Source organism: Gallibacterium sp. ZY190522, from assembly GCF_054166015.1.
Genome location: NZ_CM135118.1, coordinates 1,614,330 through 1,634,744, shown reverse-complemented (window position 1 = coordinate 1,634,744; position 20,415 = coordinate 1,614,330). Strand labels below are relative to the sequence as shown.

General features: G+C 40.0%; 22 protein-coding genes. 5 read left to right on the top strand and 17 right to left on the bottom strand.

The features are described 5' to 3' along the window. Positions 1 to 26: 26 nt before the first annotated feature. From xseA to ACXPAV_RS07940, 4 genes are read right to left on the bottom strand one after another with little or no spacing between them, the layout of a single operon-like run. Positions 27 to 1,394, bottom strand: a complete 1,368-nt coding sequence (gene xseA / locus ACXPAV_RS07955) for an exodeoxyribonuclease VII large subunit (protein ID WP_458003177.1) — start codon at positions 1,392 to 1,394, stop codon at positions 27 to 29. Continuing rightward, a complete protein-coding gene (locus ACXPAV_RS07950) occupies positions 1,384 to 2,589 on the bottom strand; it encodes a JmjC domain-containing protein (RefSeq protein WP_458003176.1) in 1,206 nt (401 codons plus the stop codon). The genes xseA and ACXPAV_RS07950 overlap by 11 nt, the downstream gene beginning before the upstream one ends. Positions 2,590 to 2,603: 14 nt before the next feature. Then, positions 2,604 to 2,921 carry an RnfH family protein gene (locus ACXPAV_RS07945; RefSeq protein ID WP_432419502.1) on the bottom strand — a complete coding sequence of 106 codons (318 nt, stop codon included), beginning with the start codon at positions 2,919 to 2,921 and terminating at the stop codon, positions 2,604 to 2,606. Next, on the bottom strand, positions 2,911 to 3,345 hold the full coding sequence (locus tag ACXPAV_RS07940; protein WP_285097682.1) for a type II toxin-antitoxin system RatA family toxin: 435 nt from the start codon (positions 3,343 to 3,345) through the stop codon (positions 2,911 to 2,913). The genes ACXPAV_RS07945 and ACXPAV_RS07940 overlap by 11 nt, the downstream gene beginning before the upstream one ends. Positions 3,346 to 3,469: 124 nt before the next feature. On the opposite strand from ACXPAV_RS07940, the gene birA reads away from it, so the two are divergent. From birA to ychF, 3 genes are all read left to right on the top strand, one after another. Beyond that, complete coding sequence (birA, locus tag ACXPAV_RS07935) at positions 3,470 to 4,414, top strand: bifunctional biotin--[acetyl-CoA-carboxylase] ligase/biotin operon repressor BirA (RefSeq protein WP_458003175.1); 945 nt, start codon at positions 3,470 to 3,472, stop codon at positions 4,412 to 4,414. Positions 4,415 to 4,480: 66 nt separating this feature from the next. After that, positions 4,481 to 5,068 (top strand): aminoacyl-tRNA hydrolase, encoded by a 588-nt coding sequence (pth, locus tag ACXPAV_RS07930; RefSeq protein WP_458003174.1) that lies wholly within the window; start codon positions 4,481 to 4,483, stop codon positions 5,066 to 5,068. A gap of 9 nt (positions 5,069 to 5,077) precedes the next feature. Continuing rightward, the gene (ychF, locus tag ACXPAV_RS07925) at positions 5,078 to 6,169 is read left to right on the top strand and encodes a redox-regulated ATPase YchF (protein WP_458003173.1); all 1,092 of its coding nucleotides are present in this window, start codon (positions 5,078 to 5,080) and stop codon (positions 6,167 to 6,169) included. Positions 6,170 to 6,229: 60 nt separating this feature from the next. On the opposite strand, the gene ndk is transcribed toward ychF, so the two are convergent. The 4 genes from ndk to ACXPAV_RS07905 are packed head-to-tail and all read right to left on the bottom strand — an operon-like array spanning position 6,230 to position 9,080. Beyond that, entirely contained in the window at positions 6,230 to 6,649 is a 420-nt protein-coding gene (gene ndk, locus ACXPAV_RS07920; protein WP_039168198.1) for a nucleoside-diphosphate kinase, read from the bottom strand. Between the two features lie 9 nt (positions 6,650 to 6,658). Next, a complete protein-coding gene (gene pepB, locus ACXPAV_RS07915; RefSeq protein WP_458003172.1) occupies positions 6,659 to 7,960 on the bottom strand; it encodes an aminopeptidase PepB in 1,302 nt (433 codons plus the stop codon). Between the two features lie 58 nt (positions 7,961 to 8,018). Beyond that, positions 8,019 to 8,489, bottom strand: a complete 471-nt coding sequence (locus tag ACXPAV_RS07910; RefSeq protein ID WP_458003171.1) for a glycine zipper 2TM domain-containing protein — start codon at positions 8,487 to 8,489, stop codon at positions 8,019 to 8,021. A gap of 12 nt (positions 8,490 to 8,501) precedes the next feature. Beyond that, a complete protein-coding gene (locus ACXPAV_RS07905) occupies positions 8,502 to 9,080 on the bottom strand; it encodes a VOC family protein (protein ID WP_458003170.1) in 579 nt (192 codons plus the stop codon). A gap of 100 nt (positions 9,081 to 9,180) precedes the next feature. Here ACXPAV_RS07905 and argS point away from each other — a divergent pair, with 100 nt between their 5' ends. Both argS and priC read left to right on the top strand, forming a co-directional pair. Continuing rightward, the gene (argS, locus tag ACXPAV_RS07900) at positions 9,181 to 10,908 is read left to right on the top strand and encodes an arginine--tRNA ligase (protein ID WP_458003169.1); all 1,728 of its coding nucleotides are present in this window, start codon (positions 9,181 to 9,183) and stop codon (positions 10,906 to 10,908) included. A gap of 54 nt (positions 10,909 to 10,962) precedes the next feature. Further along, positions 10,963 to 11,532 (top strand): primosomal replication protein PriC, encoded by a 570-nt coding sequence (gene priC / locus ACXPAV_RS07895; RefSeq protein ID WP_458003168.1) that lies wholly within the window; start codon positions 10,963 to 10,965, stop codon positions 11,530 to 11,532. On the opposite strand, the gene ACXPAV_RS07890 is transcribed toward priC, so the two are convergent. The 9 genes from ACXPAV_RS07890 to ACXPAV_RS07850 form a co-directional block, all read right to left on the bottom strand. After that, positions 11,524 to 12,888: a sodium-dependent transporter gene (locus ACXPAV_RS07890; protein ID WP_458003167.1), complete on the bottom strand. Its 1,365-nt coding sequence runs from the start codon at positions 12,886 to 12,888 to the stop codon at positions 11,524 to 11,526. The genes priC and ACXPAV_RS07890 overlap by 9 nt on opposite strands. Positions 12,889 to 12,905: 17 nt before the next feature. Next, positions 12,906 to 13,541: an endonuclease III gene (gene nth / locus ACXPAV_RS07885; RefSeq protein ID WP_065230648.1), complete on the bottom strand. Its 636-nt coding sequence runs from the start codon at positions 13,539 to 13,541 to the stop codon at positions 12,906 to 12,908. After that, the gene (locus ACXPAV_RS07880; RefSeq protein ID WP_458003166.1) at positions 13,541 to 14,218 is read right to left on the bottom strand and encodes an electron transport complex subunit E; all 678 of its coding nucleotides are present in this window, start codon (positions 14,216 to 14,218) and stop codon (positions 13,541 to 13,543) included. The genes nth and ACXPAV_RS07880 overlap by 1 nt, the downstream gene beginning before the upstream one ends. Positions 14,219 to 14,233: 15 nt before the next feature. Next, positions 14,234 to 14,866, bottom strand: a complete 633-nt coding sequence (gene rsxG / locus ACXPAV_RS07875) for an electron transport complex subunit RsxG (RefSeq protein ID WP_039134168.1) — start codon at positions 14,864 to 14,866, stop codon at positions 14,234 to 14,236. Positions 14,867 to 14,875: 9 nt separating this feature from the next. After that, positions 14,876 to 15,946 (bottom strand): electron transport complex subunit RsxD, encoded by a 1,071-nt coding sequence (gene rsxD / locus ACXPAV_RS07870; RefSeq protein WP_039173032.1) that lies wholly within the window; start codon positions 15,944 to 15,946, stop codon positions 14,876 to 14,878. Further along, positions 15,939 to 18,263: an electron transport complex subunit RsxC gene (gene rsxC, locus ACXPAV_RS07865; RefSeq protein ID WP_458003165.1), complete on the bottom strand. Its 2,325-nt coding sequence runs from the start codon at positions 18,261 to 18,263 to the stop codon at positions 15,939 to 15,941. The genes rsxD and rsxC overlap by 8 nt, the downstream gene beginning before the upstream one ends. Positions 18,264 to 18,285: 22 nt before the next feature. After that, a complete protein-coding gene (gene rsxB / locus ACXPAV_RS07860; RefSeq protein WP_039173026.1) occupies positions 18,286 to 18,882 on the bottom strand; it encodes an electron transport complex subunit RsxB in 597 nt (198 codons plus the stop codon). After that, positions 18,882 to 19,463 carry an electron transport complex subunit RsxA gene (rsxA, locus tag ACXPAV_RS07855; RefSeq protein WP_039134177.1) on the bottom strand — a complete coding sequence of 194 codons (582 nt, stop codon included), beginning with the start codon at positions 19,461 to 19,463 and terminating at the stop codon, positions 18,882 to 18,884. The genes rsxB and rsxA overlap by 1 nt, the downstream gene beginning before the upstream one ends. Before the next feature lie 96 nt (positions 19,464 to 19,559). Next, the gene (locus ACXPAV_RS07850) at positions 19,560 to 20,288 is read right to left on the bottom strand and encodes a SanA/YdcF family protein (protein ID WP_458003164.1); all 729 of its coding nucleotides are present in this window, start codon (positions 20,286 to 20,288) and stop codon (positions 19,560 to 19,562) included. Positions 20,289 to 20,415 lie beyond the last annotated feature (127 nt).

Sequence of the window (20,415 nt, the reverse complement as noted above, 5' to 3'; positions counted from 1 at the left end):
TATTATGGCAGAAATAATACTTGTCTTTAGATTTTTCTGCCCGGTAATGGTTCAATTCGAGTAATTTGACTGATCAATTTGCCATCAACAGTTCGAGTGATGATTTCTTGCCCGATTGTTACCTGTTTAATACTGTCGATTAACTCTGTATTCATTGATGTGGTAACAGTATAACCGCGTTGTAATACCTTTAATGGACTGATGTTATCTAAACGACCACCAAGATTGGCTAATTTATGTTTTTTCTGCTGTATAAATGTGTTTATTGCTGTATGTAAGCGAACTTCCCATTGGTTAACCGTTTGCTGTTGCGTTTCAATTTTTAATGTTAACGGTAACTGTGAAATCCGTTTAGATAATGATATTTGTGATTGTTGACGGCGTTGTAAATAGTTAGAAATCGCTTGTTTTAAACGCTGTTGCAAATAGAGATATTGTTGCTGTTGCAGTTGTAATCTGGCTTGTGGATGTTGATTTTTTAATCGTAATTGTAAACGTTCTAATCGTTGGATAGAGTGATTGAGTTTATAAGTAAAACCAATTTCTAAACGTTGTTGTAGATAATCAATTTTTTGCCAAAGTTCTTTTTGATCTCGGCTTAATAACTCGGCTGCAGCCGATGGTGTTGATGCACGTAAATCGGCAACAAAATCTGCTATTGTTACATCGGTTTCGTGACCGACAGCACTGATAATTGGAATTTGTGAGCTAAAAATAGCTCGGGCAACAATTTCTTCGTTAAAGCACCAGAGATCTTCAAGTGAACCGCCACCACGACCTACGATTAATACATCACACTCTTGGCGGATGTTGGCGATTTTGATACTAGCGACAATATCTTGAGCAGCTTCTTTTCCTTGAACTAAAGTTGGATAAATAATCACTTCAAGCACGGGATTTCGGCGACGTAGGATCTGTAGAATATCGTGTAATGCTGCACCAGTAGCGGAGGTAATAACGCCTATTTTTCGACAATGTGCTGGAATCTCTTTTTTATATTGCTGAGCAAATAAACCTTCAGCTGCCAACTTCATTTTTAATTGTTCAAACTGTTGTTGTAACAGCCCTTCGCCGGCAGTTTGCATACTTTCCACAATAATCTGATAATCACCACGCGGTTCATACAAACTAATATTGGCACGCACTACAACTTGCATTCCATTTTGTGGTTTAAAATTAACGCGTAAATTACGCATACGAAACATCGCCGCACGTACCTGAGCATTTTTATCTTTCAGTGTAAAATACCAATGTCCAGAAACTGGCTGTGTAAAATTAGAAATCTCACCGCTCAGCCATAGGCTTCCCAACTCTTGTTCCAAGATCTCTTTTGCAAGGCGATTTAATTGGCTAATGGAATAAATTGTTGGTTGGCTTTCACGGTTAAACATCATCAACACTCTCTAATAGAAGCCAACCGCTGTCGAGCCAATCGCATAGACTGTCTAATAATAAATCGAGAGAAATGTCAGCGGAAAGTTTTTGTAAACGTTGCCAATCAAGTGATTTACCATTGGCAAAATCTGCCAAAAGTGTTTGTTCTATTTCACTTAACTCATCAATCCATTCACCATTAATGAAAATATTGCCGTTATCGGTATAGGTAATTTTGCAGTTCGCATCTTGACTGAGTCTGTCGCCAGCTTGCAACATTTCGAGCAGCTCATCTGGATAATACTCTGCGTTCGTTGGTAATAAATCATAACGGCGCGCGCTGACGGTTTGTGCTACAGCCTGTTGTAATAAGGCATCAAATTGGTTTGAATTAGCCAATAAATCCAACAAATGCTGTTTAAAGTTGGCAACAGACTCACTATTTAATTGGCCATTCGGCTGTGGTTTCGGTGATAAACGGAAGGGAATAGCAAAGTCACTGCTATTGATTTGTTCGCTGTGATGTTCAATCGTTTTGCACAAATTTTCCAGCAAATCAGCAGCATTCGGATAACGCAACCCGAAAGAAAAAGTCAAACAATCACTTTCGGCAACACCGTAATGAGAAAGGCGAGACGGTACATAAAGCACATCACCAGGATGTAGCACTTCATCAAAAATTAACTCCCCCATATCATCAAAAATGCGAATCGGTTGATTGGCTTTAAATTCAGTTGAAGGATCACACCATTTGCCCAGTTGCCAACGGCGTTCACCATAGCCTTGCACCAGAAAAACATCATATTCATCATAATGCTTGCCGACCGAGCCACCTTTGGGCGCAAAAGAAACCATAATATCATCCCGTTGCCATTGAGGAATAAAAGCGAAAGCCTGCCATAACTTGCCTAATTCCGGAGACCACTGTTCCAAATTTTGCACTAATACCGACCATTTCTCCGGCAGATTGCTAAAATCTTGTGCTGATAGCGGACTGGTTTTCAGTTGCCATTGCGCTTGATTCTGTACCATATCGGTGCGGATAAGACGCGCGGTTGCATCCGGATCTTGTGCCAATTCGATAATATCTTGCGGTTCAAACATTCCGATGATTTGTGGCAAACCTTGACGGATTAAAAGCGGTTTTTTCTGCCAATAATCACGGAGAAAAGTTTCGGCATTAATGGTTGTGGGTAAACAAAAAGCGTGTGTCATAACGGCATTCCTAATTATTTTGTTTGTGCTTTTTTGGCTTGTTGTTGCGCGGCTTGTTCGGCGGCACGTTTGCGGCGAATCTCTTTCGGATCAGCCAATAAAGGACGATAGATCTCAATCCGATCTCCCTCCTGTATGATATCGGTTAACTTGGCTAAACGCCCGAAGATACCGACTTTATTGTTACGAAGATCAATATCGTGATAGATCTGTAAAACACCTGATTGCAAAATCGCAGCTTGCAAATTGCTGCCTGCGGTGACTTGAATTTTTTTTAAAAAATGGTGATCAGGTAAAGCATACGCAATTTCTACATTAATGTTAGACACGATAAATCTCCTTTGCACGTTGTTTGAAGGCTTGTACCATTTGTGAAGTGAGTTGTTGAAAAATTTTACCGAACATTTTTTCCACTAACGCATTAGAAAAAGCAAATTGTAATTGTAGGCTGATTTGTGAGCTGTATTCATCCAACTCAAGGAAACGCCATTCTCCATTTAAATGTTTAAATGGACCTTCCACTAATTTCATTTGTATCGACTGATTCAGTTGCATTGTGTTATGCGTGGTAAAGGCTAAACGAATGCCGGCTTTGCTGACAATCAGTTCTGCATCCAATTCATTTCCTTGTTGATATAAGGTTTTGCCTGAAATACAGCCGGGTAAAAATTCAGGATAACGTTGATAATTATTCACAAGCTGATACATCTGTTCGGCACTGTGCGGCACTAACATTGTTTGAGATACACGATTCATTCGTTTTCCTTAGTGAAGGTTATCGCAGCATAGCGGTTTATCTAATGGCATAAGCGATAGAGATAAAGACAAATGCGGTGTATTATACGTGTTTTGTCGCCATTTTGCATTGGAAGGAAAAGGAATGATTGCGTTATTGTCCGCATTATCAGATGGTAAAAAACATTTTTATACTGATCTTTGCCAAGAATTATCCATAACAAAACAACAACTTGCGGAAGATTTGCAGCAATTGGAACAACAAGGAATAGAAATTTGTTGTGAAGCGGACGGTTGTTATTGGCTAGCTTCGGCAGAGGTGCTGGACAGTGAGTTTTTAACAAAAAATTTGCCACAACAACAGTTGCTTATCCAACCTGTGATTGATTCTACCAATCAATATTTATTAAACAATTTATCTAAATTATCAAATAACAGTGTCTGCTTGGCGGAATATCAATTTGCTGGACGTGGTCGGCGTGGTCGTCAGTGGTTATCGCCGTTTGCCGGACAGGTGATAATGAGTTACTACCGTATTTTCTCAACAAATTGTGATATTTCTGGCTTGAGTTTGGCGGTTGGAATGGCGGTAGCTCAAGCATTGACCGAACTTAACTTACATTCAGTTCAGTTAAAATGGCCGAATGATATTTGGTTAGATGGCAAAAAGTTGGGTGGGATTTTGATTGAGATGAAACATAATCCGCATTTAGCACAAAATCAGGTGGTAATCGGTTTAGGTTTAAATGTCAATTTGCCGAAAAAATTTGTAGTAGATCAACCAATTGCAATGATTAGTAAGCAGAGAAATATAAATCGTAACCTATTGATTGTTAAATTAATTCAACATCTAGCACGGGCATTAGCCTTGTTTGAACAAGAAGGATTATCGGCTTTTATTTCGCAATGGCGACAATATGATGCATTTTATCAAAAGAAAGTGAAATTATTATTGGAAAATCAATTCATTATTGGGATAGAGCAGGGAATAAATGATAAAGGGGAACTATTGTTGAATACGGAAGATAATCAACAACTTAGTTTTTCTATTGGAGAAATTTCACTGCGTCCGATAAATGATCAATCGTGATTGTGATTGTAGAAAAAGGGGTTTTTGCATAAAATAGCAGCCCATTTTAGCGACAGGGTAAGAATTGTGGCAAAAATAAAATTAATTGTAGGGTTGGGAAATCCAGGCAGTAAATATCAAGATACACGGCATAATGCAGGTGAATGGATGATTACTCGTTTGGCACGCCGTTTTAATGTCAGCTTAAAAGAGGAGAATAAATTTTTCGGTAAAACTGCAATGACAACTGTTTCAGGCAAGGATATTCGATTGTTGGTGCCGACTACTTTTATGAACTTAAGTGGAAAATCAGTTGGTGCATTGGCGAATTTTTATCGTATTTTGCCGGAAGAAATTTTGGTTATTCACGATGAGCTGGATTTACCTCCTGGTAGTGTGAAGTTGAAACTTGGTGGCGGACACGGCGGTCATAACGGTTTGAAAGATATTATTGCGCAGTTGGCGAATAATAAAAACTTTTACCGCCTTCGTGTCGGTATCGGGCATCCCGGCGATAAAAATTTGGTGGCGAGTTATGTGTTGAGCAAACCGGCTCCGCAGGATCAACGCTTAATTGATAAAGCGTTGGATGAAGCAGAAAGTTGTATTGATATTTTAATAAAAGAGGGAGTCGAAAAAGCGATGAATCGCTTGAATGGCTTCCGAGCTGAATAAGGATAAATTATGGGATTTAAGTGTGGAATTGTTGGGTTACCAAATGTAGGTAAATCAACATTATTTAATGCATTGACTAAAGCAGGAATTGAAGCGGCAAACTATCCGTTTTGTACAATTGAACCGAATACCGGTGTGGTACCAATGCCAGATCCTCGTTTGGATGAATTGGCAAAAATTGTGAATCCACAGCGCATATTGCCGACAACTATGGAATTTGTCGATATTGCTGGTTTGGTGAAAGGTGCTTCTAACGGGGAAGGTTTAGGTAATAAATTTTTAGCCAATATTCGAGAAACCGATGCGATTGGACACGTTGTACGTTGTTTTGAAAACAATGATATTGTACACGTTTCAGGAAAAATTGATCCGGCGGATGATATTGAAGTCATTAATACCGAATTGGCATTGGCAGATTTAGAAAGCTGTGAAAAAGCCATTTTGCGTTTGCAAAAACGTGCTAAAGGCGGCGATAAAGAGGCAAAATTCGAGTTATCGGTGATGGAAAAATGCTTGCCGGTGCTTGAAAATGCCGGAATGTTACGTTCTATCGGCTTGGATGCGGAAGAGTTGCAAGCGATTAAAAGTTATAACTTTTTAACTTTGAAACCGACAATGTATATTGCCAATGTCAATGAAGATGGTTTTGAAAATAACCCTTATCTTGATCGTGTGCGTGAAATTGCCGAAAAAGAGGGCGCAGTAGTGGTGCCGGTTTGTGCGGCGATTGAGGCGGAAATTGCTGAATTGGAAGATGATGAAAAAATCGAATTCCTACAAGAACTTGGCTTGGAAGAGCCGGGATTAAACCGAGTGATTCGCGCAGGTTATAAGTTATTGAATTTACAAACTTATTTTACTGCTGGCGTTAAAGAAGTGCGTGCTTGGACGGTATCTATCGGCGCCACCGCACCAAAAGCAGCGGCAGTGATTCACACCGATTTTGAACGCGGCTTTATTCGTGCAGAAGTGATCAGTTATGATGATTTCGTGCAGTATAAAGGTGAAAATGGGGCGAAAGAAGCCGGCAAATGGCGTTTGGAAGGAAAAGATTATATCGTTCAGGATGGCGATGTAATGCACTTCAGATTTAATGTGTAACGCTTGGAATATATTTAAATGAACAGAATGCGTGAGCCATAGCTCACGCATTTTTTGTGATTAAAATAGTTCATTTGAAGTAAAGAAATAGGCAATTTCTCTTTCGGCTGATTGGATGGAGTCTGAACCGTGAACGCTGTTTCGGCTGCCGTCTAAAGCAAAATCTCGGCGTAGAGTACCCATATGAGCATCAACAGGGTTTGTTTTGCCCATTAATTCCCTATAATCAGCAATAGCATTCTCTTTTTCCAACACTAGAACAACCACTGGTGTAGAGGTCATAAAGGCAATTAAATTTTCAAAAAATGGCTTACCTTCGTGTTCAGCATAGAAACCGGCAGCTTGCTGTTGATTTAAGTGAACCATTTTCATAGCCACAATGGAAAATTGAGCCTGCTCCAAACGCGAAATAATTGCTCCGATTAAGTGGCGTTCGATAATATCCGGTTTAATAATTGCAAGTGTACGTTCTAGAGCCATAAAGATTTCCTATTTTTCAAAAGAAATTAATAAGTTAGCTAAAGTTTTCATTCCGATTCCCGTTGCACCGACCGACCATAATGGGCTTGCTACTTTACGGAAAGTGGCGGAACAGTCGATATGTAACCAATTTTGCTGATAATTTTCAACAAAGTGAGATAAAAATGCAGTTGCGGTGCTTGCACCTGCTGGTGTATTTACACTCGCTGTATTAGAAATATCAGCAAAGGATGAGCTAATTTGATCACGATGGAACGGCTCAAATGGCAAACGCCAAAAAGGTTCGTTTTCTTCTTTAGCTGAATTGAAAAGTGCAGAAACTAACTGTTCATCCATTGAGAGTACGGAGTGATAGTCATTGCCGACAGCTACTTTGGCCGCACCAGTCAAGGTTGCGCAATCAATAATAATATCCGGTTTTTGTGCAGAAGCTTCAATCAAACCATCAGCTAACACTAAGCGTCCCTCAGCATCAGTATTTAAGACTTCAACAGTAACGCCGTTGCGATATTTGATAATATCACCTAATTTGAATGCTTTACTACTTACTAAATTTTCAGCACAGCATAAGTAAAGTTTTACGCGTTTTGTTAATCCTCGAGCAATGGCAAAACCGAGTGCGCCGGTTAATAGTGCCGCACCACCCATATCTGAACGCATAGAGTCCATACTGTTACTTGGTTTAATGCTATAACCGCCAGAATCGAAAGTAATACCCTTACCGACTAAACAAGCGAAAACGGGTTCATTAGGATTGCCGCTAGGATTGAAATCTAATTGCAGCATCGCCGGTTTATTATGAGAACCTTTACCAACTTCCCAAATACCATTGTAACCACGTTCTTTCAGTTCTTCACGACTAATAATGTGATAACTGACGCAACCTTTTACGGCATAATTATCTGCTTGTTCACTAATAAATTTTGCCGCTCTGCTTGCCAATTCAGTTGGAGTGATGATTTCTGCAGGTAAATTGATGATTTCACGAATAAAATCGCTACAACGAATACGTTCATAAAGCTCCGCTTCATCATCTTCAGCTAAACAAGGAAATTCAATAGAGAAGTTTTGTTTTGCAGTATAAAATCCTTGATAGAATGCCCAGCAATGTTCTAATTGCCAGTTATCGCCAATTAATTCTACCTCTTTGAAATTTTGGTTACGTAATTTACGAGCTGCTTTTTGTATATCATTAATGTTCTGTTTTTCAGTAAAGTGAATAATGGTTTGATCGTTTTGAAATGAGATTAATGCATTTTCTCCCCAAACTTCAGATGCCGGCTGTGAGGATAATTGAATTTTCATAGTCATAATTATTTGCCTTAAATAGAAAACAGCGAATTACCGAGGTAATTCGCTGAAAAAGGGATTAAAGTACGGAAACGTTTAAAGACGCACCGCTGCCGACAAGTTGCACTCTGGCACCCGGCACAAAACTAGGATCTGCTTTTTGTACCACAGCAATACGTTGACCATCTTCTTTTTGGATTACAAGTTCAACACCGTTAGTTTGATCCAATTTTTGTTCAATTTTATTACCAACAACCGCACCGGCGATAGCACCGACAGCGGTAGCGATAGCTTGTCCCTTACCACCACCGATGGTTGAACCAACAATACCGCCTAATGCACCACCACCGACAGTACCGATAACACCTTGAGAATTGCTTTCTCCTTGAATGGTTACTGGACGTACAGAAATGATGCGTCCATAGCTGACAGCTCTAGCTTCTTTTGCTTGCCCGCCACCGTATACGTTGCCACTATAGAGATCAGAATTAGAACAACCTGCCAACGTAACTGCTGTTAATAGACTTGCAATTAAAGTGATCTTTTTCATATTTTTCTCCTATTATATCTGTTCCGACATCACAATTTCTTTAATAGAAAAAGGATGCAATTTAATTGTTGTAAAATTATTTTTATCCGTTAATTTTATGGCAAGTGCTGGATTTGGTAAACCTTCGCCATCTGCTTTATGACAGTTTTTTTTCAAAATAATTTTGTGGGGTTCGATATTAAGCATATTTTCTGCACGATGAAACCATTGTTCAATTGATTCATTCTTTAAAAAAGGTAAAACTAATTCAATATGTTCCCAACCTTGTTGTGGATATCTTTTTTCATTTGGAAACGGTAATTCAATGATATTCACTGCTTGATTCAGGATGAATAATGGTTGTGGCAGTTGATAAAGATAAATCGGGCGACCGTTGATCTTGTTATTGCTTAACAGTTCTGAATCAGCAGCAAGTGCTTGTTGCCAAAGTTTGGCAGTATCAAATTCATTCACACGTAATGCAATATGATCGATACAGAGCTTTAATCGATCTAATTGTGTCAGTGTGAGAATTTGCGCAAATAGTTTTTCTGCTTCAACTAATTGGGCTGATAATTCAGGAAATTGTTGTAATAATTTTGCTTCAGTCATAATGCGAGGGTATTTTGTTTTTTATACTTTTCTGATAGTGGAAAGCCTAGTATCATTACGAGTTTAAATTTATCGTTTAAATTCAATAAGGCATATATTTGTGAATATTCAAACCATTCTATCTGAAAAAATTAAACAAGCAATGATTGCCGCCGGAGCAGATCAACAAAGTGAAGCTTTGGTTCGTCCGTCAAGCAAAGCACAGTTTGGCGATTATCAAGCAAACGGCGTGATGGCGGCAGCAAAAAAATTGGCAATGCCACCGCGTGATTTGGCACAAAAAGTAGTGGAAAATCTTGATCTTGGTGAAATGATTGAAAAAGTGGAAATTGCCGGACCGGGATTTATCAATATTTTTCTTAATTCTTCTTGGTTGGCAGTACAAACCAATAAAATGTTGCTGGATCACCATTTTTTAATTTCGCCGGTAAAAGCGCAAACTATTGTGGCGGATTATTCAGCGCCGAACGTGGCAAAAGAGATGCACGTCGGGCATTTGCGTTCAACCATTATCGGTGATGCGGTAGTGCGTACTTTGGAGTTTGTCGGACACAATGTGATTCGAGCTAATCACGTAGGTGATTGGGGAACACAATTTGGAATGTTGATTGCCTATTTGGAAAAAATGCAGAATGAAAATGCATCCGATATGGAATTAAGCGATTTGGAAGCATTCTATCGTGAAGCGAAAAAACATTATGATGAAGATGAAGTTTTTGCCGAAAAAGCGCGCGGTTATGTGGTGAAGTTGCAAGGTGGTGATGAGTATTGTCGTAAGATGTGGCGCAAGTTAGTTGACATTACAATGAAACAGAATCAGCGCAATTATGATCGCTTAAATGTAACACTTACCGATAAGGATGTTATGGGAGAAAGCCTTTATAACCCAATGTTGCCGGGCATTGTTGCCGATTTGGAAGCAAAAGGATTAGCGGTGAAAGATGATGGCGCAGTAGTGGTGTTTTTAAATGAGTTTAAAAATAAAGAGGGTGATCCGCTAGGCGTTATTATTCAGAAGAAGGATGGCGGTTATCTTTATGCGACTACCGATATCGCCTGTGCAAAATATCGTTATGAAACTTTGCACGCCGACCGTATTCTCTATTTTACCGATAGTCGTCAAAGCCAACATTTACAACAGGTTTGGTTAATTGTGCGTAAAGCAGGATATGTGCCGGAAAGCGTAACTTGGGATCATTTCAATTTCGGAATGATGTTGGGTAAAGATAATAAGCCGTTCAAAACGCGTACTGGCGGCACAGTGAAATTGGCGGATCTGTTGGATGAAGCGGTAGAGCGTGCAGAAAAATTGATTAGCGAGAAATCAACCAATTTAAGCGCTGAAGAACAGCGTCAAGTGGCGGAAGTCGTTGGTATCGGTGCGGTGAAATATGCTGACTTATCCAAAAACCGCACGACCGATTATGTGTTTGATTGGGATAATATGTTGACGTTTGAAGGCAATACCGCACCTTATATTCAGTATGCTTACACGCGTATCCGTTCTATTTTTGCCAATAGTGGCATTGATCCTCAGCAGTTGGCAGGTGAAATTCAAATTAAGGATGATAAAGAGCGTCAGTTAGCGTTAACTTTATTGAAATTTGAAGAAGCGATTAACACTGTAGTGAAAGAGGGTACGCCTCACGTTTTATGCGCTTATCTTTATGATTTAGCAGGGGCATTTTCTTCCTTCTATGAACATTGCCCAATCTTAAATCAAGCGGAAGAGGTCAAACAAAGTCGTTTGAAATTGGTAGCATTAACGGCGAAAGTGTTAAAACAGGGATTGGATCTGTTAGGCATTAAAACTGTCGAAAAAATGTAATTTCCGTTATCGGTGCGGTGACAATGCCGCACCGGATCTTGTGCTTATCCTATTATGACAAATCAGCAACAACTCATCTCTCAATTACAGCAACAATTACAGCTTTTCTGCCGTTATGACGGTGAGCAGATTATTAAGCAGCAGTTTGAGCGCACCGTTTTTGCGGAATCGGGACAGCCGTTACGCTACTACATTGCGCAAATTGAACAAAATATCGCTCGCTTGGCGACCTTAGATAAGGTTGAGGTGGTTGCTTATTTGGCGGAGCAAATCAGCATTCAGTTCCGAGTGTTGCTGGAGGCTTTGCAACGCACTGAAAGATCAGCGAAAAAAGCGGAAACGGTAGCAGGTCAGCCACAAAAAACAGAGAAAAAACAGTATGATGTTTTTGAACTACCGGCAGAGGAGAGAATTCATAAATATTATGAATTTTTAACGCGTTTTAATGATCGCATCGCTGATTTGGAACAGCAGCAACAACTGGCATCGAGAGAGCAGAAACCTCTCTTTCAACAACAGCTTGCACTATTGCAACAACGGCGACAACGTTGTCTTGCCGCCATTGAACAATTGGAAGAATACCTAGAATTTAAGACTTCTCAAGCCAAAAGCGAATTAAATTAAGTTACTGATAAAGATTACAATAATGACAAGTGGCACGATATATTTAACATAGCTGAACCACCATTGTGCCAATTTAGAATTTTCGCCTAATCTCAATTCTCGTTTAGCTTCATCTTTCATTACAAAACCGACAAAAACAGCACAGAATAGTGCGGTGAGCATAAAGAGAATATTGCCGCTGACAAAATCAAAGGCATCAAAAATATTTTTGCCGAAGAAATGAACGTCGTGCCAAGGACCGTAACTTAAAATTGATGGCACATTGCCAAGAAGAAAGATCGCACCGAGAACGAAGAGAATCGCTAAACGGCGATTAATTTTCGTTTTTTCCTGCAAGGCGGTAATCAAGACTTCATAAATGGTGAGTGAGGTGGTTAATGCCGCAATCAGCAATAAACTGAAAAAGATCACCGCAAAAAACTTACCCGCCCACATATGAGAAAACACGATCGGTAAACTTTGGAATACTAAGGTTGGCCCTGAATTTGGTGCAATCCCGAAAGTGAACAGTGACGGGAAAATCATAAAGCCGGCCAAGACCGCAATAATGGTATTGACGCAGCCGGTTATGACCGCAGTTTGCACCAAATTTTCTCCTTTTTTCAGATAACTGGAGAGGGTAACGATAACGCCGAAACCTAAACTTAAAGCGAAAAAGACTTGCCCCAAGACAAAAACGAAAAGCTGCGGTGTGATCTTAGAGAAATCAGGTTTGAGATAGAACACAATGCCTTGCCAAGCACCCGGCAGCGTAACATTACGAATCACCATACAGATTAAAAAGATAAATAACAGCGGCATCAAATATTTCACCGATTTTTCAATGCCGTCAATCACCCCTTTCACCAGAATCACATAGTTAACCAAGACAAACAAAAAGGTGTACAGGCTAATCATTGCCGGATTATCCATAATGGTAGCTTGGAAGAAATTTTTCGTGGTGTCGGCAGTAATCGGTGCGCTGATGTCCAAAGCGCCACTGAGCAAACTGACGATATAATTAATCACCCAACCGCCGAGCACCATATAGTACGCCATAATGCAGAATGCACCGAGTACGCTGAGATAGCCGACAACTTTCCAATAACGAGGAATAGGTTTATGGTGAATGTTTCCGCTGAACGAATCGATAGCATTAACACGAATACGCCGACCAATAACATTTTCAACTAGAATCATTGGAATGCCGATCACAATCATTGCAATACAGAATAGTAATACATAAGCGCCACCACCGTTTTCACCGACCAGATAGGGAAAACGCCAAGTAGCACCAAAACCGACAGTTGCACCGGCTACGGTTAAAACATAAGTCAGTCGGTTTGACCAGGTCTGTCTTTCTGTGTGAGTAGTCATATTATCTCCAATAGTTTTTAATATTCGGTTTTATCTTTAAATTCACACAGATCTTCAATCAAACAGGCACCGCAACGAGGTTTACGAGCGATACAGGTGTAGCGTCCGTGCAAAATAAGCCAATGGTGAACATCGACTTTAAATTCATCCGGAACGACTTTTAATAATTTTTTTTCAACGGCGAGCACATCTTTCCCAGGTGCGAAACCGGTACGATTGGCGACACGAAAAATATGGGTGTCAACGGCAATCGTTGGCCAACCAAAAGCAGTATTCAACACCACATTTGCGGTTTTACGCCCAACGCCCGGCAAAGATTCCAATGCTTCACGTGATTCCGGAACCTCGCCATTATACTTTTCAATTAACACTCGACAAGTTTTTATAATATTTTCTGCTTTACTATTATATAAACCGATAGTTTTTATATAATTTTTTAAACTATCTACACCTAAATCAAGTATTGCCTGTGGTGTATTTGCTACCGGAAATAATTTTGCAGTTGCTTTATTTACGCCAACATCTGTCGCTTGTGCCGATAAAATTACAGCAATGAGCAATTCAAAAACTGAATTATATTTTAACTCTGTTGTAGGGTGCGGATTGGCATCACGCAAACGAGTGAGAATTTCTATTCTTTTTTGTTGGTTCATTATTTCTTCCGTTCAATAATGTTCTTTAATGCTAAAAGTATTCCTAAGCCAAGGAAAGCACCGGGAGGTAAAATCGCAAGTAGAAAATGGCTGTCAGAGTGAAATAGTGTGATTTTCAAGGCTTTTGCTGATTCGCCGAACAGCTGTTCCATACCATTGAACAGTGTGCCATTACCGATAGTTTCGCGTAGTGCCCCTAACACAACCAAGCTTAGCGTCATTCCCAATCCCATTGAGAAACCATCGAACATTGCATGCCATAAACTGTTTTTTGAAGCATAGGCTTCGGCACGACCAATTACTATGCAGTTGGTTACAATTAATGGAATAAAAATCCCTAATGATTGATAAAGAGAATAAGTATATGCATTCATTGCTAGCTGCACGATAGTTACAGTTGAAGCAATAATCATCACATAAATCGGAATACGAATAGCTTTAGGAATAAGGTGCCGGCATAGAGAAACCATACTGTTAGTACAAATCAACACTAGCATTGTTGCTAAACCAAGCCCTAACGCATTAGCAACAGAATTGGACACTGCCAATAATGGACACAATCCTAATAATTGTACTAATGCGGCGTTATTCTTCCATACACCTTGAATAAACAAAGTTTTCCAAACGGAATTGGCGCTATCAGTGTGAGTAGTTACTTCTGAAGTACTATGATTCATTCAACACCTCTTTACTTAATTGCAACGATTGTAATCTTCAGGGTTAAATGCAAATGGTTGAGAGAGTAATTGCAGTAACCCTTTTTTCACTGCATTAACAACCGCTCGTGGAGTAATAGTTGCGCCGGCAAATTGATCAAATTCACCACCATCTTTTTTTACTGCCCATTTGTCTAACTCATTAAGATTAAATTGTTTATTGCTGAAGGCTAAGATCCAGTCGGAAAGCCGTGTTTCGATCTTATCACCCAATCCAGGTGTTTCGTGATGTTCCAAGACACGGACTCCTAACACTTCACGTTCTGGTGTTACTGCCACCAAAATACGAATATTACCTGAGTAACCATCCGGTGCGGTGGTTTCAAACAGATAAGCAACGGTTTTATTCTGTTTTTTTGCCAAATAAAGTTTAGAAATATCGGCTAACTGCTTGTTATTATTTGGAATGTAGCACGATTTTAACAGATCATTATCAGCAAAATTTGGTGGTAGCACTTCAGATAAAAGTTGTTTCTGTTGATTTTCCATTACTCGTTGAATTTTATCTTGTGTTAATGAGTACATTGCCAATGTGATTAAAGTGCAAACCAAAGCAACAAAGGCTAAGATTAAAGCATAGTTAATGGTTGTACGTTTTAGCGTTGCCATTTTTTCTCCTTAGCGGCCATAAAGACGGGGACGAGTGTAATGATCGATTAACGGGACACAAATGTTGCTCAATAAAACAGCAAATGCTACGCCGTCAGGATAACCACCATAGAAGCGGATAACATAAAGTAAGAGACCGATTAAACTACCAAATAATAATTTCCCTTTCGGTGTGATAGAGGCCGTTACCGGATCGGTGGCAATAAAAAAAGCACCGAACATCGTTGCACCGGAAAAAAGTTGCCATAACGGTGATGGATAAGTTTGTGGTGCGATCAACCAAGTTGCTGTAGCCAAAATGGCTAAGGTGAGCAACATTGCAAAAGGAATTTGCCAGTGAATCACTTTTTTCCATATAAGGAAAAGCCCACCGACCAGAAATGCAAGATTAACTTGCCACCAACCGATCCCCATCGTGATAGTAAGGATATCATGCAAATTGTCGTGTTGAAAAATTGGTGAAGCCGCGATATGACCCAATGTTAGATGATTTTTTATTCCGGTTTTAACGCTATCTAATGGAGTTGCTTGAGTGATGCCGTCAATCGTAGAAGTAAGTTGATGTAGGCTGTAGCCATCACTGGTAACACCTTGAAATATCAATAAATAAGCATCTTTAAATCCGGTAGGTTCAATTAATAAATGATTTGGCAATGCCCAAGCGGTCATCTGTGCCGGAAAAGATACCAACAGAATAGCGTACCCTACCATTGCCGGATTAAAAGGATTTTGCCCAAGTCCGCCATAAACTTGCTTACCTAAAATAACAGCACAAAAAATGCCAAGCAGAATTATCCAATAGGGAGCATAAGGTGGAATGGCAACTGCTAAAATAATAGCTGTCAAGATGACGCTCATATCCGATAAATCAGCAAAATTTTTCTTAGTGCGTAATCTAGTTACAATCCACTCCAGTAAAATAGCGAAAATCACAGCTAATAACAGCTGAATTAAAGTACCGAAACCAAAGTAGTAGATTTGTACCATAATTGCTGGAATCATTGCTACAATTACCCACAACATTACTTTTGCGGTCAAGCTATGGGAATGTACGTGAGGAGAACTTGCCATTCTAAACATTATCTTGATTTCCTTCTCTTACTGCTTTTTTTGCCTTTGCTCTGGCTATTGCTGCTGCAATCGCCGCTTTTTTAGGATCTGTATTCTGATGATTATCAATGGAATGATCATCGGTATTATTGCTTTGTTGATTATCTAATGATTCGTCTTTTGTTATTAAAATGACTGTTTCCGTTTTCGTAAGCGTTTGTGCTTTTTTCGCTTTAGCTCTGGCAATGGCGGCGGCGATAGCGGCTTTACGCGGATCGGTATCTGTGTTGTTTTCAGCAGCTACAGAAGAAGATTCGGAAGCGCTATTGCTGTTTTCCGCTTGTTGCGCTTTTTTTGCTTTAGCTCTGGCAATGGCGGCGGCGATAGCGGCTTTACGTGGATCAGCATCTGTGTTGCTTTCAGCAGCCACCGAAGAAGATTCGGCGGCGCTATTGCTGTTTTCCGCTTGCTGCGCTTTTTTCGCTTTAGCTCTGGCAATGGCGGCGGAAATAGCGGCTTTACGCGGATCGGTATCCTCGCTGCTTTCAGTTGCCACTGAAGAGGATTCGGCAGCACTATTGCTGTTTTCCGATTGCTGCGCTTTTTTCGCTTTAGCTCTGGCAATGGCAGCGGCAATAGCGGCTTGTTTATTCTCTTTATCCGTTGTTGCCAATGATGTCGGTTGACCGGTTTGTGTTTGTGCTTGTTTGGCTAAACGGCGCGCTTTACGAGCTGCCATAATATCGCTGTTATCAGGCAATATTTCACCTTTATCGTTGGTGATAGTTTTGATTTGTGGTGTTGCATTAGTTGCCTGTTTTTGACGAACACGTTCCAATGCAGCTTGTACAGGATCAACGCCTTGTTGTTTTGCCATCTCTGCTCGACGAGCTTCCGCCGCTAATTGAGTTCGGCGATCTCGCTCCTGTTTTTCCCGTTTCATTCGAGCCTGTTTAGCTTCAAAACGGACTTTCGCCTCTTCCGCCAGTTTTGCTTTTAATTTTAATTCTGCGATTTTGGCTTTTTCTTGGCGAAAATATTGGATCAGCGGAATATTGCTCGGGCAGACATAGGCACAAACGCCACATTCAATGCAATCTTTTAGGTTGTACTGTTCTGATTTTTCGTGATCTTCACTGCGCGCAAACCAATAGAGTTGCTGTGGCATCAATTTAATTGGACAGTGATCGGAACAGGCAGAACAGCGAATACAATTACGCTCTTGCGGCGGCGGCTGATATTCAAAATGATCCGGCGCAATTAAGCAGTTAGTCACTTTGGTTACCGGTGAGTTGAGATTTGGTAAAATAAATCCCATCATCGGTCCGCCCATAAAGACAGGAAAACGATCATCATATTGATAACCGGCTTGTTGTAACAGGTGATAAATTGGTGTCCCTATTCTTGCCCAAACATTACGAGGTTGCGGAATTTTATCACCGGTCAGTGTTACCACGCGTTCAATGAGCGGTTCGTCATCAATAATCGCTTTTTTTACCGCAAAGGCAGTGGCAACATTGTTCATTAACACGCCAATTTGTGAAGAGCGCCCATTATTTGGCACTTCCAGACCAGTTAAAACCTGAATTAATTGTTTCGCCGCACCGGAAGGGTATTTGGTTGGAATCACGCGAATTTCAATATCGTTAGCACCGGATAAGGCTTGTTGTATAGCCTCAATGGCTTCTGCTTTATTATCTTCAATTGCCAACACCACTTTTTGCGGACGTAAAATATAACGTAGGATCCGAATGCCTTCGAGAATATCAAGACTGCGATCACGCATTAAGCGATCATCACAGGTGATATAAGGTTCGCACTCTGCGCCGTTAATAATTAATAATTTAACTTTGTTTTTCGCACTGGCGATTTTAGATGCAGTCGGGAATACTGCTCCGCCTAAGCCGGCAATGCCGGCTTGATAGATTTTTTGTAGCAATTGTTCAGGTGGTACAGTAAGAAAATCTTCGATAGGTTGGCGTTCACGCCACTGATCTTTACCGTCAGCTTGTAAGGTGATGGTGGTTTCAGGTAATCCAGACGGATGCGAAGAGGCATAACCGCCGATAGCGGTTATGGTGCCGGAAGTGGGGGCGTGTACCGGCAGCGTACGATAATCGTCGCCTTGAGTTAATGCTTGCCCTTTTAGTACATAATCACCAACTTGAACTAAGAGCTGACCAGCTTTACCGGCGTGCTGTTTCAATGCAATGTAGTAAGTATTAGGTAGTTTTAATCGGGAAAGTCTAGTGCCATTCGATTGCTGTTTCATTTCCGGTGGATGAATCCCGCCGGGAAAATCCCATAATCGATTTTTATTTATTCTGGTTAATACATCATCTAACATCTTAACTTTCCTATGATTTTACTTATTCCGACTCATTTTTATTTTGTACTTGTACGACAGGAATAATTAATTTTTGATCATATTTCCAGTTCCAAGAATCGAGGGAAGGTTTGACTTTTTCCATCGTAATACAATCAGTCGGACAAGGAGCAACGCATAATTCACAACCGGTACATAGCTCAGGAATAACAGTGTGTAATGCTTTATTAGCACCGATAATGGCATCAACTGGGCAAGCTTGAATACATTTTGTGCATCCAATACACATTTCTTCGTGGATAAAAGCAACTTTAGGCACAGGTTCTTCTTCAAATACGCCTTGCGGTGCATCCACACCGAGTAAATCTGCCAATTTTTCGACTAAAGGTTGTCCGCCGGGAACGCATTTAGTGATGATATCGCCATTGGCAATCGCTTCTGCATAAGGTCGACAACCCGGATAACCACATTGTCCACACTGGCTTTGTGGTAATAAAGCATCAATTTTGTCCACAATTGGGTCAGCTTCTACTTTCAGCTTAATCGAGGAAAAACCTAAAATGGCTCCGAAAATTAAAGCAAGTAATGCAATACTGATTAAAATCCACATATAAGGGGATAGAGATAATAACCAAGACATCAGACTCTCACTAATCCACTAAAACCCATAAAGGCGACAGACATTAATCCGGCGGTGATTAAAGCAATCGATGCACCACGAAACGGAAAAGGTACATCGGCAGCTTCAATCCGTTCACGAATAGCAGCAAACAGCACCAGTACTAAAGAAAAACCAAGTGCAGCACCAAAACCGTAAATAACAGATTGGATAAAATTATGTGCTAAATTAACGTTTAATAAAGCAACACCAAGCACAGCACAGTTGGTGGTGATTAACGGTAAAAAGATACCGAGTAAGCGATAAAGTGTAGGGCTAGTTTTATTAATAACCATTTCTGTAAATTGCACGACAACGGCAATCACTAAAATAAAGACTAATGTGCGTAAATAGATAGCGTTTAATGGCAACAAAATATAGTGATCAACCAAATAGGCAACTAATGAAGCAACAGTTAAAACAAAAGTTGTTGCTAGCCCCATTCCAACAGCAGTATCCACTTTTTTGGAAACTCCCATAAATGGGCATAAACCTAAGAATTTGACTAACACAAAATTGTTGATTAATGCAGTACTGATAATTAAAAGAATATAACTCATCATTGATCTATCGCTAAAAATAAGAGGGCTATTATCGTGTTTTCTTGAAGCAAGAACAATAGCCAAAAGCGAATATTTGTTCGATTTTTATCGTAAGAATTACTTTTCAGGGGGCGGCAAAATTGGTGGCGGTAGCGGTTCTGGTTTGCCTAAAAAATAGGGCTGTTTACCGAGCATAATATCTAAAACTGCTTGCACACGGGCAAAAAATTCACGAAAACGCACCCAAGTATAACCTTCTGGATTATCCGCCTCATAGCAAATAGCATCAATATCATAATGTTTGGCAATAAATAAGGCTCGTTCACAATGGAAGCGCTGGGTGATAATGGTTAAAGATTGTGCTTTGAAAACTTTATCAGCACGAACAACTGAATCAAGCGTGCGAAAGCCGGCATAGTCAAAAAACATAGTTTGTGACGGTACCCCCATTTTTAATAAATCTTTAAACATTCTTTGTGGTTCATTGTATTGGAGTGTTCTATTATCACCGCTGAGCAACAGATAATTGACTTTATGGTGTTTAATTAATGATTCAGCAGCAGATAGGCGATTATAATAAAATAGATTTAACGTATTGTTTTTAAAATATTTTGAAGTTCCCAGCACCAATCCATAAGGTCGATAAGGCAGAAGATCAATATTGCGATAGATACGATCTTTTACCCACCAGCTGATGCCAACATCAACGGTAACCAACAATACGATAGTAAGTGAAAGCAGTGAGAGTATAAACATAAGGCATTTTTTGTAGTGTGTAGCAGCGATACGTTTGCAGTAAGCAAACACGTTATGTATCAATGTCTGTAATGCGTGTGATTTGCTCATTTGCTTAAACTCTTTCTTGCTTCAATTATAATTAATAGATTTTATACTATCATAAAAGCAGAATGAGATCCGTGATAATACATGATTTTGTATATGGAGCCGAATCGGAAACTTGAGAAAAAAACAA